This window comes from Pseudomonas sp. LFS074, assembly GCF_047978165.1.
GTDB classification, from domain to species: domain Bacteria; phylum Pseudomonadota; class Gammaproteobacteria; order Pseudomonadales; family Pseudomonadaceae; genus Aquipseudomonas; species Aquipseudomonas putida_P.
The window spans coordinates 674,914-688,712 of sequence record NZ_JBFPFV010000002.1 but is presented as its reverse complement, the minus strand read 5'-3'; the positions used below and the strand labels follow the sequence as shown (position 1 = coordinate 688,712).

General features: G+C 61.0%; 12 protein-coding genes. 6 read left to right on the top strand and 6 right to left on the bottom strand.

Going from position 1 to position 13,799, the window contains the following annotated elements; genetic code table 11:
• Nucleotides 1–194: 194 nt before the first annotated feature.
• Together ACNQP3_RS21315 and ACNQP3_RS21310 are read right to left on the bottom strand one after the other, a co-directional pair.
• Complete coding sequence (locus ACNQP3_RS21315; RefSeq protein WP_012273655.1) at nucleotides 195–2,654, bottom strand: TonB-dependent siderophore receptor; 2,460 nt, start codon at nucleotides 2,652–2,654, stop codon at nucleotides 195–197.
• Nucleotides 2,655–2,781: 127 nt separating this feature from the next.
• Nucleotides 2,782–3,642, bottom strand: coding sequence for a formylglycine-generating enzyme family protein (locus ACNQP3_RS21310; protein WP_177336855.1), 861 nt, complete (start codon nucleotides 3,640–3,642; stop codon nucleotides 2,782–2,784).
• 165 nt (nucleotides 3,643–3,807) lie between these two features.
• Between ACNQP3_RS21310 and ACNQP3_RS21305 the strand changes: the two genes are divergently transcribed.
• Both ACNQP3_RS21305 and ACNQP3_RS21300 read left to right on the top strand, forming a co-directional pair.
• Nucleotides 3,808–3,969, top strand: a complete 162-nt coding sequence (locus tag ACNQP3_RS21305; protein WP_171577262.1) for a hypothetical protein — start codon at nucleotides 3,808–3,810, stop codon at nucleotides 3,967–3,969.
• 115 nt (nucleotides 3,970–4,084) lie between these two features.
• On the top strand, nucleotides 4,085–4,966 hold the full coding sequence (locus ACNQP3_RS21300; RefSeq protein WP_012273653.1) for a DMT family transporter: 882 nt from the start codon (nucleotides 4,085–4,087) through the stop codon (nucleotides 4,964–4,966).
• 3 nt (nucleotides 4,967–4,969) lie between these two features.
• Here ACNQP3_RS21300 and ACNQP3_RS21295 read toward each other — a convergent pair whose 3' ends face one another.
• Together ACNQP3_RS21295 and ACNQP3_RS21290 are read right to left on the bottom strand one after the other, a co-directional pair.
• Nucleotides 4,970–5,428: a DUF4265 domain-containing protein gene (locus tag ACNQP3_RS21295; RefSeq protein WP_264316461.1), complete on the bottom strand. Its 459-nt coding sequence runs from the start codon at nucleotides 5,426–5,428 to the stop codon at nucleotides 4,970–4,972.
• A gap of 13 nt (nucleotides 5,429–5,441) precedes the next feature.
• Nucleotides 5,442–6,317 (bottom strand): DMT family transporter, encoded by an 876-nt coding sequence (locus ACNQP3_RS21290; protein ID WP_264316460.1) that lies wholly within the window; start codon nucleotides 6,315–6,317, stop codon nucleotides 5,442–5,444.
• 167 nt (nucleotides 6,318–6,484) lie between these two features.
• Here ACNQP3_RS21290 and aceK point away from each other — a divergent pair, with 167 nt between their 5' ends.
• Nucleotides 6,485–8,194 (top strand): bifunctional isocitrate dehydrogenase kinase/phosphatase, encoded by a 1,710-nt coding sequence (gene aceK, locus ACNQP3_RS21285; protein WP_012273650.1) that lies wholly within the window; start codon nucleotides 6,485–6,487, stop codon nucleotides 8,192–8,194.
• Nucleotides 8,195–8,233: 39 nt separating this feature from the next.
• Here the strand turns inward: aceK and ACNQP3_RS21280 are convergent, their stop codons facing one another.
• A complete protein-coding gene (locus ACNQP3_RS21280) occupies nucleotides 8,234–8,590 on the bottom strand; it encodes a hypothetical protein (protein WP_264316459.1) in 357 nt (118 codons plus the stop codon).
• Between the two features lie 126 nt (nucleotides 8,591–8,716).
• A complete protein-coding gene (locus ACNQP3_RS21275; RefSeq protein WP_012273648.1) occupies nucleotides 8,717–9,586 on the bottom strand; it encodes a DUF6279 family lipoprotein in 870 nt (289 codons plus the stop codon).
• Nucleotides 9,587–9,733: 147 nt separating this feature from the next.
• Here ACNQP3_RS21275 and ACNQP3_RS21270 point away from each other — a divergent pair, with 147 nt between their 5' ends.
• From ACNQP3_RS21270 to ACNQP3_RS21260, 3 genes are all read left to right on the top strand, one after another.
• On the top strand, nucleotides 9,734–10,252 hold the full coding sequence (locus ACNQP3_RS21270) for a sigma-70 family RNA polymerase sigma factor (protein ID WP_305728966.1): 519 nt from the start codon (nucleotides 9,734–9,736) through the stop codon (nucleotides 10,250–10,252).
• Nucleotides 10,249–11,190 carry a FecR domain-containing protein gene (locus ACNQP3_RS21265; protein WP_264316458.1) on the top strand — a complete coding sequence of 314 codons (942 nt, stop codon included), beginning with the start codon at nucleotides 10,249–10,251 and terminating at the stop codon, nucleotides 11,188–11,190. Before ACNQP3_RS21270 ends, ACNQP3_RS21265 begins: the two co-directional genes overlap by 4 nt.
• Before the next feature lie 118 nt (nucleotides 11,191–11,308).
• The gene (locus tag ACNQP3_RS21260) at nucleotides 11,309–13,762 is read left to right on the top strand and encodes a TonB-dependent siderophore receptor (RefSeq protein ID WP_264316457.1); all 2,454 of its coding nucleotides are present in this window, start codon (nucleotides 11,309–11,311) and stop codon (nucleotides 13,760–13,762) included.
• Nucleotides 13,763–13,799: the final 37 nt, after the last annotated feature.

The following is a 13,799-nucleotide window of genomic DNA, read 5'->3' as shown; positions in this document are numbered from 1 at the left end:
GCCGACAGCACACAGGCTGTCGGCGTGGGGCGATGTCGTTTGCTCAGCGCGTAGACGTGACCTTGCTGTCCTGGGTAAACATGCGCAAGGGCAGCGCTTTAGGTGTGCGGCGGGAAGTTGAACGCAGTGACGGGGAGGTGACGCGGGGAGTGTGTGGCCAGACCCAGGACTTGCGTGGGTCTGGCCAGCGCGGCTTAGAAGTCGTAGCGCAGTGACACCGTAGCGTTGCGTGGTGCACCGTAGTGGCCATAACTGCCGGCCATGCCTGCATAGTACTTCTTGTCGAATACGTTGTTGACGTTAAGCGTGGCCGCCAGGTTCTGGTTGATGCGGTAGCGAGCCATCAGGCTGGTGACGAAGTAGTCATCCTGGGTGACGTGGCTGTTATAGCGCGCATATTGCAGTGTGGATTTGGAGTTCCAGTTCACGCCCCCACCCACAGTCAGCTTGTCCCATTCGCCTGGCAGGCGGTAGGTGTTCCAGAGGCGGAAGGTGTCCATTGGCAGTTGGGTGGTCAGCCTGTTGCCGTCAGCATCCTCGGTGCGGGAGTGGCTGTAGCCGGTGAAAACGTTCCAGCCAGGTAGCACTTCGCCCGAGAGCTCCAGATCCACGCCTTTGGTTTGCGCACCATCCACTGCTTTGTAGGCATTACCGCCGTTGGGTGCAGGTTCGGTGGTCTCTTCGGCGAAGTTATCCCTTTGTACCAGGTAGATGGCAACGTTGGCGTTCAAGCGGCCATCCAGGAATTCGCCTTTCCAGCCCATTTCGTAGTTCTTGCCGACTTCCGGGTCAAGTGGTTTGCCGCTGGCGTCGATATTGCTTTGTGGCTTGAAGATGTCGGTGTAGCTGACGTACACCGATTGCTCATGGGTCAGGTCATAGACCAACCCCGCATACGGCGTCACTACACCATGCTCTTTCATGTTGTAGGTGGTCGGCGCATCGGGGCTGTCGATGATGCCAAGGCTGTAGTCGAAGCGGTAGTCGGAAGCTCGCGCGCCCAGAATCAGATGCAGGTCATCGGTGAAGTTGAACCGCCCGGCTAGGTAGTAGCCGCTTTGGCGGTTGAAAATGTCATATTTGATGCTTGGCGAAAGCTCGTCTTTACCGGGTTTTGGGGTCACGTTTTCCCACGTGAAGTAGTTGATATCCTGATCAGGCCCGGCGTATTCGCGATGTTTGTTCTCGTACTCAAGATAGTTGTAGCCAAAAATGAGTTCGTGACTTTGGCCAAACAGTTGAAACGGCCCTTGCAGGGAGGCGTCAACACCTTTTTGGTATTGATCCGCCGAGGCCACGCCAGCACTGATGGTTGTTGAGCCATCCGGTTCCAGGTATGACCTGTTGGTTCTTGTCGAAACGTAGGAAGAGAACGTATTGCGATCAACGTCCATGTACAGGGTCGAGACTTTCAACTGCCAGTCGTTGGCCAGTTGCTGTTCGAGCGTCATGGTGTAGTTGGTGGTTTCGTAGTCGTCATAACCCCAGCGAGCGTCGGAACTTTTCGAACGAGAAAAGTGGGTGGGCTGGCCGTTGGTGAAAATGAGTGGAACACCCGAGGCACCGTTGACCTTGTAAGTTTGCCGGTCAATGCCGAAGCGAACCAGGGTGGTGTCGGTCAGGTCGGCCTCCAGGGCACCGTACAGGATGCTGCGGTCCTGGGTGTACCAGTCCATGAACGTGTGGTTGTTTTGCTGCGCAGCGACAAAACGCCCGCGCACGTTGCCTTCCTTGGTCAGGGGACCAGAAACGTCAGCCTCGGCACGGTAGTAGTCCCAGGAGCCGATATCGCCCTGGATGTAGGACTTGAACTCGCGCGTCGGGCGCTTGCGGATCAGGTTGACCACCGCACTGGGGTCACCGGCACCCGTCATCAGGCCCGTTGCACCACGGACGATCTCCACTCGGTCATAAAGGGCCATGTCCAGCAGGGTGCTGGGCATGTTGCGAGTCTGGTTGTCCTGAAACGTGGTAACACCATCGAACTGGTACGTGTTGATGGCACTGCCACGAGAATAGATGTTGAAGCGCTCACCACCATCCTGGGACATGGTGATGCCAGGTGTCTGCTTCAGCACATCGGTCATGCTGCTCAGGTGCTGGTCATCCATTCGCTGGCGGGTCACCACAGTGATGGTCTGTGGCGTCTCGCGGATCGACAGGTTCATTTTGGTGGCTGTATTGGTCACACCCGTGGTGTAGGAACCAGTGCCTTCGGTAGTGGCGCCAAGGCCAGTGCTATTGACGTTGGTCGCCGAAAGCTCGACCTGACCGTCCTTTCCCGCCGAACTCGCCGTCACGGTCACGGTGTTGCCATCGATCTGATAACGCAGCCCGGTCCCCTGCAGCAGGGTGCGCAGCGAGGACTGCAGGTCATGCCGGCCCTTGAGCGCCGTGGAACGCAGCCCGCTGATGTCCTCCGGGCTATACAGCAATTGCATATCGGTCTGCTTGGCCAGTGCCTGCAACGCCGAATTCATCGACTGTGCCGGAATATCCAGGGTCCACTCCTGTGCCTGCACCTGGGCAACCAGCGCCGTGGACAGCGCCAGGCCCAGACCGACGCGAGACAACGCGTGCCGGGGGCGAAGGGAGTGACGGATCAGTAACGCTTTGGCAAGCGGGTTGAGCGGGCCGGGCAAGGACTTGGACATCTATTGCGGTCTCGTTGGCAGAGGGGTTTTTTTCTATGTCTGGTATGTGACGCAGCAACCGTGAAAAACCGGAACGATTCTTATTGACTGTATTTTTCACCACTGCTGCGTTAACCGCGTCACAACTTCACAATTCGCGTGCTACACGAAAACCGAGGAAGTCGCCGCGGGTGGTCTTGAGGCGGTCGTTGCGGTTGGCTGAGCGCGAGAAGATCGGCGGCTCGCCCCAGTCGTTGCCACGCATGTGCGCGCGGATGCACGTGGGGTCCTGGATCCAGGCGCTGCCGTCGCTTGGGGCGCCTTCGTAGCTTTCGTGGTAGCAGTCGGCAACCCACTCGTAGACGTTGCCGTGCATGTCGTACATGCCGAAGGCATTGGCCGGGTAGCTGCCCACCGGCGCGGTGTAGGTGTAGCCGTCGCGGGGGCCGTAGGTGTTGGCGTGCTTGCTGATCTCATACTTGCCCGGCTCGTCGAAGGGGAAGGGGAACGGCCCGGTGGAACCACCGCGGGCGGCGTATTCGCGCTCGGCCTCGCTGACCATGCGGTAGGGTTTGCCGGTGGTCTTGGCCAGCCACTGGGCGTAGGCCTGCACTTCGTCGTAGTCGACGCACACCGCCGGCTGGCGGGGGCCTTGCTTGTAGGTCGGCTTGCTGGCCTCGCACCAGCGGCCGGGGCGGTCGTCACCGCTTTTGATGACGGTGCCGGTGGCCTTGATATAGGCATCCAGTTCGCCGGCGGTAACCTGGTAGCGGCTCATGGCGAACGGCTTGGCGAAGGTCACGGTGTGCAATGGGCCTTCGTCGGGCTGGCGGCCGACTTCGTCGTCGGGCGCGCCCATCACGTAGCTGCCGGCGGGCAGCACGACCATTTCCGGGCAGTCCCTGCAGTCTTTGAACACGTCGCCGGGCTTGGCGGCGTGGGCGTAGGCGCTGACCAGCAGCAGGCAGGTGATCTGGGCTGGCCGGTAGAGCCAGGTGGATACGTTCATCGGTGATCCTCGAAACGGGTGAATGCGTGCTGCGTTTCGCATTCAGACGAGCCGGGGCGGTGGAAAATTAACCAGCACTGGCGCCGCACCTATACCGACGAGGTTGTCAGCCGTGAGTCGCCGGGCTATAGTCCAACCCATTGTTCTCTTCCCGAAGACCTGTTCATGCCAGCCAGCCCTTCCACCCCATGCTTTGCCATCGCGCCCGTCGCGGGCATGGTCGTGCGTGGTAGCCAGCAGCCGGTCATGATCAGTCATTACCCACCACCTGTCAGTGGCGTTGTAGGCGGCGTAGCTCCGCCTCCTTGCGTGGTCGTGCTGGGCTGATCGGCTTCTGGCCGCCCCCTTTCGCACACGCAACCTACTGAACACGGTCGGCTACTTCCCTCGCTGAAGCGCACGCCGTCCGTTTGGCTTATCTGCCTATATCAGGTGGCAATACATGTCTGTCTTTAACAAAGCATCCGTGGCCTCGGCGGCCACTACCAGCCTGTTCGTCCTGCTGTGGAGCAGCGGGGCGATCGTCTCCAAGCTGGGCCTGGCGCATGCCAGCCCGTTCGCCTTTCTGCTGTTGCGCTCGGCGCTGGCCCTGGCCGGCCTGTTGATGGTCAGCCCGCTGCTGGGGCTGCGCTGGCCGCGTACACGCGGGGGCATTCTGCGCGCCCTGGGTACTGGGTGTGTGCTGCTCGGCGCTTACCAGATCTTCTACTTGCTGGCGCTCAACACCCACGTCACCCCTGGCGTCATGGCCACGGTGATGGGGGTACAACCGATTCTCACCGTGGTGCTGATGGAGCGTCAGCGCTCCTGGAGCCGCCTGTTCGGCCTGGGGTTGGGGCTGGGCGGCTTGATCATGGTGGTCTACCAGGGCATCAACCTGGGCGGGGTGTCGCTGGCGGGGATGCTGTTCGCCCTGCTGGCGCTGGTCAGCATGACCTTTGGCTCGATCCTGCAGAAGCGCATTACCGACAACCCCATGGGCACGCTGCCGCTGCAATACCTGGCGGGCTTCGCCATGTGCGCGCTGTTCGCACCGCTGCAGCCACTGCAGGTGGCGTGGACCGGCGGTTTTGTCGGTGCGCTGCTGTGGATGGGGCTGGTGGTTTCGCTGCTGGCGACCTTGCTGCTGTACCGCTTGATCGCCAAAGGCAACCTGGTCAACGTCACCAGCCTGTTCTACCTGGTGCCAGCGGTAACCGCGGTGATGGACTTCCTGATCTTCGGTAACCGCCTGGCACCGCTCAGCCTGCTGGGCATGGGGCTGATCGTGGTGGGCTTGCTGTTCGTGTTTCGCAAACCCGCCGCGCGCTTGGCAGAGGCGTAGGCCTTAGCGGAACTCTTCGGGGATGGCGTGGTGCAGTACGCCTTCCTCGAAGTCCAACAAGCCGGCCTCGCGCTGGGTGAGCAGGTAATAGAGCAGGGTGTCGAGCGAACGCTGCGGCGGGACCTCGACCGCCAGCATCTTCACTGCCTGCTCGGTTTCGCAGTTGCAGCCGAAGTCCTGCAAGGCGGCGCGCACCTGGTCGAGGGTTTCCGGTGGTTTGACGATCACCCGGAACACCGAGCTGCCGCTGCTGTGGCACAGTTCGGCGAACCAGGTCTCGCCTTGTTCTTCACGGGTAGCGATGACGTCACCCGGGGCGATGCCGTAGACATGGAAGGGAATGTTGTCGACGGCGTAGCCACCTTCCACGGCCTTGGCCCACAGGCCCTCGACCGAGGCCGGTGGGTAGCCGTTTGCGTCCTGCTCCAGGCGGAACAGGACCTTCTTGTTCGCGCTGCTCATCGTATGCTCCGCCTCAACTGCGCGCCGGCCGCAGTACCAGCCACAGTGCCATGCCAATCAGCAAGCCGCCGTACAGGTGTGCCATCGACAGCGGCTCGTCCAGCAACCACGCCCCCCACAATACGCCGAATACCGGGATCAGGAAGGTCACGGTGCTGGCTTTGACCGGGCCGATTTCTTCGAGCAGGCGGAAGTACAGGATGTAGGCGAAGGCGGTGCACAGCAGGCCCAGGCCCAGCAACGACAGCCATACCTGCCAGCCGCCCCAGCTGGCGGGCGGCTGGCTGAGCGCGCTCCAGGCGAACACTGGGCTTAGCAGCAAGGTGGCGCCAAGCATGCTGCCCAGCGCCGACAGGCGGCTGTCCAGGCCGCTGACCCAGCGGCGCGCGAGGAACCCGGCAAAGCCATAGCAGGTGGTGGCCGCCAGGCAGGCGAGGGCGCCTTGCAGCAAGGCCATGTCCAGCTCTACCGGGCCGGCGCCGCTGAGGATGCCGACGCCAAACAGGCCCAAGAAGATGCCGCACAGCTTCGGCAGGGTCATGGGTTCGCGGAAGAACAGCATGCCGATCAGCACGCCCATCAGCGGCGTGGTGGCATTGAAAATCGCCGAGTAACCGGCCGGCAATACCTGAGCGGCGACGGAATAGAAGGTGGCGGGGATACCGGAGTTGATCATGCCCAACACCAGGCAGGCGCCGAGCTTGCCCTGGAAGTCCCAGCGCACGCGGGCGGCGGCAACGATGGCGACCAAGCCGAGGCAGGCGATGGACACACGGAAGAACGCCGTCGGCACCGTGCCGAGTTCGGGGGCGATGATGCGCATGAACAGGAAACTCGCCCCCCAGACGGCGGCAAGGGTCAGCAGGCGGGCTAGGGCGATGGGGCTCACGGCGGTCTCCGGGTACAGGGCAGGGGCGCGAGTGTACGTCAGGGGGCAGGGGGATTCTTGTGCTTTCTTGCGGTGCAATTCGGATCCCTCGAACAGGCCGGTGCTGGCGACACTCCCTCGAGAGTGCGGCTAAGCTGTCTATCTCACCCCGCACCGAGGTGTCCCGCATGACTCAGCACTGGCCTGCCGGCGAGATCGCCCGGATGATCCTCGATGGCTTCGACGACTATCGCGAGCACTTCCGCCGCATCACCCTCGGCGCGCGCGAGCGCTTCGAACAGGCGCGTTGGCAAGATATCCAGCGGGCCGCCGCTGCACGGATCAACCTGTACGAACAGAAGGTCGGCGAGGTCAATGGCTGGTTGCGTGATGCATTCGATGATGAGGTGCTGCTGGAGGTGGAGCAGTGGCCTCTGGTGAAAAGTGCCTACATCCGCCTGATCGACCCACGGCTGGACGATGAACTGTCGGAGACCTGGTACAACTCGTTGTTCTGCAGTTTGTTCAGCCATGACCAGATCAGCGACGGCTGCATGTTCATCCACACCACCCGGCCATCGATCCGCAGCCACCAGCGCGCTGCGCAAACCCGTACCTATTGCCTTGATGCCAGCCTCCAGAGCCTGTTGCGGGCAATCTTCGCTGACTACGCGTTCGCTTATGGCGACCTTGAAAGCGACGTGTCACGGCTTGAAGCGCAACTGCGTGAACACCTGCCGGACTGGGTATGCAAGGACTCGACGCTGACGGTTGAGCTGTTTTCGCCTGTGCTGTACCGCAACAAGGGGGCCTACCTGGTCGGCAGGCTGTACAACAGCGATGAGCAGTGGCCGCTGGTGATCCCGCTGCTGCACCGCGAAGGCCATGGGGTGGAGGCCGATGCGTTGATCACCGACGAGGCCGAGGTGTCGATCATCTTTTCCTTCACCCGCTCGTACTTCATGGTCGATGTGCCGGTGCCGGCGGAGTTCGTCAACTTTCTCAAGCGTATCCTGCCGGGCAAGCATATTGCCGAGCTGTACACGTCGATCGGTTTCTACAAGCACGGCAAGTCGGAGTTCTATCGGGCGTTGATCAACCACCTGGCCAACAGCGATGACCGCTTCATCATGGCGCCGGGGGTGCGTGGCATGGTCATGAGCGTATTCACTCTGCCGGGCTTCAATACGGTGTTCAAGATCATCAAGGACCGTTTTTCGCCGTCGAAAACAGTCGACCGGGCCACGGTGATCGACAAGTACCGGCTGGTGAAAAGCGTCGACCGAGTGGGGCGCATGGCCGATACCCAGGAGTTTGCCGATTTTCGCTTCCCACGTGACAAATTCGAGCCGGAGTGCCTGGCCGAACTGCTCGAGGTAGCACCGTCGACGGTGGTGCTGGAGGGCGACACGGTGCTGATCCGACATTGCTGGACCGAGCGGCGCATGACGCCGCTGAACCTGTACCTTGAGCATGCCAGCGAGGGCCAGGTGCTGGAGGCGCTGGAGGATTATGGCCTGGCCATCAAGCAGTTGGCGGCGGCGAACATCTTCCCCGGCGACATGTTGCTGAAGAACTTCGGCGTTACCCGCCATGGCCGGGTGGTGTTCTACGACTATGACGAAATCAGCTTTTTGACCGAGGTGAATTTCCGCCACATCCCGCCGCCGCGTTACCCGGAGGACGAAATGTCGGGCGAGCCGTGGTACTCGATCGGGCCCCATGACGTGTTCCCCGAGGAGTTTCCGCCGTTTCTGTTTGCCGATATGGGCCAGCGGCGGCTGTTCAGCCGTTTGCATGGTGAACTGTATGACGCGGATTACTGGAAGGGGCTGCAGGCGGCGATACGCGAGGGGAAGGTGATCGATGTGTTTCCCTATCGGCGCAAGGGGCGTTAGGCCTCAGCGAGCGTTGGTCCGCCGAGACCTGGGGTGTTGTTACAGCAGCCTGAGTACGAGGTTGGCACCGGCCCGCAGGTACTCGACCTGGGCCATCAATGCATCGCGGACAATCGCTTCGCCAGTATCCGTGAGTTTGGCGTTCTTGGCCTGTAGCGCTGTCAACTGCAGCAGTTGCATGGTGACGTCCATGGAGTTCATGTAGGCTTTCAGCGTGCTGTTGCGTGTGCCGAACAAGCCAATGAGGTTTTCCATGCGTTTGTCCGCTTCTTCGCGGACCTGCTGGTATTCTTCTATTGATATCACACCGTCTGACGCTATGGTCTTCAACAGTTCGTCAAGCGTGCCTGAAATGAAAGGGTTGAACTCTTTTTTGATTGTCGATTCAGCGTTCATGCACCTGATCCTCGCGATAATGGTAGGGGCATGGCCTGGGTTTCAGGCCAAGCCGACAGCGTGCATGAGCCGATCCAATGCTTGTGTTAGATAGCTGCCACACCGCTACCGCATCAAGGTGATAGCTCAGGCGGGTGCACCTTTCAGGCACTTCAAATCACTGAAATCGGTACGTACTTTGCCCAACCGCTCCTGTAAGAACCGCCGCTGCTGCGGGGTGCTTTGCTGCACCAGATCCACCAGCAAGCTGCGCGCCTGCCGCTCGGTGTTCTGATAGGCCGCCTGGTATTCGGGTGTCCACAAACTCTCCTTGTGCTGCAACAAGGTCGCCAGGCGCGGCTCGAAGCTCGCGTCGTTGCGTTGGTTCATCGCCAACAGCAATTGCTGCTGCCAGTGGGCCCGGTTGGCGATCCATTCTCGGTTCTGATCGCCCAGCGCTTCGGACCAGGCCCGCACACGTTGTTTTTGCACCGGGGTCAGCTCGCCAAACCACGGTGTCAGGCGTTTTTCCATACGTTCGGTTCGGCGGGCGATCTGCTTCGGCAGAGGGGTATCCACGTATTGCTTCTGCCGCTCACTGATGTCGTCGCGGAAGGCCGCGCGCATCTCCGCTACCTGGCTGTCGCTCATACCACGCAGCAACTCGGTGGCCGAAGGGGTGATTTCCTCGGCCACCCGGCCAATCGCTTCGCGGGCCTCGCGGGTGCGTTGCTGCAGGGCCTGGTCGGTAACCTGGTCGTCGGCGACCATGCCGCGTATCCGGTCCAGCCAGTCGAGGTAGCCGGGCAGCTGAGTCTTGCAATGCCAGGCCAGGTGCTCCTTGAGCCGGTCGTCGAGCAAAGCCTTCTGCTCGCGGTTCATGTCCAGGTAATCACCCAGCGACCATGGCACCAGGCGGTCGAGGTTGCGGTAGGCCAGGTCGATACGGCTGCAGGCGGCCAGGGCCGCAGCGAAGCCGATGGTGATGAGCAGGGCTTTGGACAGGCGTAGGGGCATGTGCTGTTCCTTGCATTGGCAACCAATCGGTAGAGGTAAGGGTAGCCGCAGGGTTCCACCGTATCGTTGCAATGGCGGTTTCCTTCCATCGGCAATCTCACTATTATTGCGACTAATTCTTATCCGCATCGTTACAAGGATGATTGCGTGTACAAGGTCCCGCCTGCACCGCACGATGACATGCACTGCCTGTACCGCGACCACAGCGGCTGGCTGCAAGGCTGGCTGCGCCGGCGTCTGGGCGATCGCGAGCGGGCGGCGGACCTGACCCATGACACGTTCCTGCGCCTGATCGCCAGCACGGTGGCCCACCCGCTGCGCGAGCCGCGTCATTTTCTGGCGACGGTGGCCAAGCGGGTGATGGTCGACCATTTGCGCCGGCGCTCGCTGGAGCAGGCCTATCTGGAAGCCTTGGCGCTGGAGCCAGAACTGGTTGAGGCGTCACCCGAGCAACGGGTGCTGCTGCTGGAAACGCTGTTGCAACTCGATGCCATGCTCGATGGCTTGAACCACAAGGTGCGCCAGGCGCTGTTTCTTTCCCACCTCGAAGGCTTGAGCTACGCCGAAATTGCCGAACGCCTTGGGGTGTCTGTCAGTTCGGTGACCAAATACATCGCCAAGGCCACCGAGCAGTGCCTGCTGTTTGCGCTGGATGCCGAACTGTGAGCCCGGCGCAGCAACGCCAGGCCCTGCGTGATGCGGCGCAGTGGCATGCCCGCTTGAGTGCCGGGGCGGACTATCAGACGCTGTACCAGCGTTGGCAGGCCTGGCATCAGGGCGACCCGATTCATCAGTGGGCCTGGCAGCGCCTGGAGGCCTTTCACGCCGAGTTGAGCAGCGTGCCGTCGACTGTGGCACAACGAACGTTGGCGGTGGAACAGCCGTTGACTGGCCGGCGCACTGTGCTCAAGGGCCTGGTGCTAGGCCTTGGCGTGTCGGGCCTGGCCTGGACCGGCTACCGCCAGACGCCACTGTGGCTGGCCGATGTACGCACCGCTACGGGGGAACGGCGCCAGCTGCGGTTGGAGGATGGCACACAGCTCACGCTTAACACGGCCAGTGCCGTGGACATACGCTATGACCACCAGCAGCGGCTGATCATCCTGCGCGCTGGAGAAATCATGGTGACCACGGCCAAGGATGCACGGCCACTCAGCGTGCGCAGCCAGCAGGGCGAGATGCGTGCGCTGGGCACGCGCTTTGTCGTGCGCCAGTTGGACGGGCAGACCGAACTGGACGTGCTGGAACATGCCGTTGCCGTGCGTAACCGCCCAGAGACCGAGCCGTTGCGGGTGGAGGCGGGCATGAGCCTGCGCTTTGGTTCCGGGCCACTGCCTGCGCCACAAGTGCTCGACCCCAATCGGGATGAGTGGGTGAATGGCCGGCTGGTGATCGACAACTGGCCGCTGGGCCAGGTGCTGGATGAGTTGCAGCGCTATCGCCCCGGCTTTATCGAGTGTGCCAAGGAGGTTGCCCATCTACGCCTGTCTGGGGCCTTCCCGCTGGACGATACCGCGCGCGCGTTGCAGGCGATTGCCCAGGCGCTGCCGGTGCGGATCGAGACCCGCACGCGATTCTGGGTGAGGGTGCGGCTTTTGGCCTGAAACTGTCATTGGGGCAGCAGATCGTTTTTAAAAATATTTCTCGTTTGCATTGTCGGTTTTCCAATTTCACACGACCCCTCCTGCAAACCGCCACCACAGGCCTTTGAAGGAGCCCCTCATGCCACGCCGCGTTACCCCTCACTGCTACCCCAGAAAACCCCTCGTCGTTGCCATGTTCAGTGCCGCCTTGCTGCTGCAGGCCACGGTGATTCATCCGCTGAGTGCGGCAGGGCAGGCCCGTGCCGTCGAAGCCACTCGCAGCTATGCCATTGCCAGCGGGCCATTGGGCGCGGTGCTCAGCCGCTTTGCCAGCGATGCCGGGGTGGTGCTGTCGTTCGAGGCCGAGCTGACCCAGGGTAAGCACAGTACGGGTTTGCAGGGGACATACAGTGTCGACCAAGGGTTTGCCCGGTTGCTGGCAGGGAGCGATCTACAGGTGATGGCCGCCAGTAATGGAAATTACCTGCTTTTGCCGCGTACGAAGGATGGCGCACTCGAGCTGGGCGCAACCAGCATCAATGCCTCGGGCCTGGGGGCTACGACGGAAGGGACGGGGTCTTATACGACCGGGTCGACCAATACGGCGACCAAGATGAACCTGTCGATTCGAGAGACACCGCAGACGATTAGCGTCATTACCCGCCAGCGCATGGATGACCAGCAACTGCATACCATGAGCGAAGTGCTGACACAGGCCCCCGGAATTACCATGTCCCAGGACGGCGGCGAGCGCTTCAATATCTATTCACGCGGCAGCCAGATCAATACTTACCAGATTGATGGGGTGACCACGACGCAGGAAAACCAGACACGCACCATGCCTGGCACCTTGTTGGACATGGCCCTGTACGACCACGTGGAAATTGTGCGTGGTGCTACCGGCCTGATGACCGGTGCAGGCGACCCCAGCGGCGTAGTCAACGTCATTCACAAGCGCCCGACTGCGTATTTTCAATCCTACGTGCAAGGCACAATCGGCTCTTGGGACTACAACCGCCTCGAAGCAGACGTCTCCGGTCCGCTGATCGACAGCGGCAAGCTGCGTGGCCGCTTCGTGGCTGCCAAGCAGGACAACAACACCTTCATGGACTGGTACAGCCAGGATAAGAACATTGCCTATGGCGTCATCGAAGCCGATGTTACCGATACCACCTTGGTGCGTTTCGGCGTCGACTATCAGACCTACAAGGCCACTGGCGCCCCTGGCGTACCCTTGATGTACAACAATGGCCAGCAAACCAACTTCTCGCGCTCGACCAGCGCCGGGGCACGCTGGGCCTACGATGACTATGAAACCTTCAACTACACCATCAATGTCGAACAGCAGCTTGCCAACGATTGGCAGTTGAAAGTGGCCGCAAACTACATGGACGTAGACCGGGACGTCGGCGTAGCCTACTACGCAACCAACAGCCTGACCTCCAGCCTGGACCCGGCAACCAACCGTGCTAACGCTGAGCGAGGGAAATCGTGGGCTGACCAGACCCAAAAAGGGGTGGACGTGACCCTGCAAGGGCCATTTCAAGCGTTTGGACAGACCCACGAGCTGATAATCGGCTACAACTACCAGCAATATGACAACACGCACTTTTCCTACACCGGCGGCACCCAAGGTTTCGATTTCGATACGTGGGATAACGAACTGCCGAAACCGGCCAGCTACACGCCACTGCTGGACTTCAACATCAACTCACGGCAAAGCGGTTACTTTGCGGCAACACGCCTCAACTTCACCGATGATCTCCACGTGATCCTGGGGGCGCGCGGCAGCAACTACGAATACAACTATTACTCTAAGGTGCTCAATGCCATCCCCGAACGGGACCCTACCGTGTATGGAATGCGCGAACGTGGCGTGGTCACACCCTATGCCGGCATCGTCTACGACTTGACGCCTGAGCAATCGGTTTATGTCAGCTACACCGACATTTTCAAACCGCAATCGAACCGGGACATCGACAACAAACCACTGGATCCCGTGGAAGGCACCAACTACGAGGCCGGTTGGAAGGGTGAGTTCTTCGACCGCCGCCTCAATGCCAACGCCGCGATCTACTACATCAAGCGTGACAATCTGGGTGTTGCCACGGGCGAGACGATTCCAGGTACCAGCGACATCGCCTATAAAGCTGTCAGTGGTGCCGAAACCAAAGGTGTCGACCTGGAGCTTTCCGGCGAGGTACTGCCAGGCTGGAGCGTACAATCCAGCTACAGCTGGTCCCGTACCGAAGACTCCGATGGCAACCGCCAGCTGACCCAGTTGCCCACAGACACGTTGCGTTTCTGGACTACCTACCGCCTGCCTGGCGAATGGGACAAGCTCACCGTCGGCGGTGGCGTCAACTGGAACTCGGGTACGTCACTGTACTTTAGCCGCTACCAGACTCGGGCTAAACAGGATGACTACTATGTGGCCAGCCTGATGGCACGCTACCAAGTCACCGATCACCTCAGCACCACCCTCAATATCAACAACCTGTTCGACGAAAAGTACTATGCGGGCTTTGCTGGCAACTACGGGCACTACGGTGCACCGCGTAACGCCATGTTGAACCTGCGCTACGATTTCTGATCCAGCGCCCCAAAAGCTCAAGCGCAAAGGGGCAACC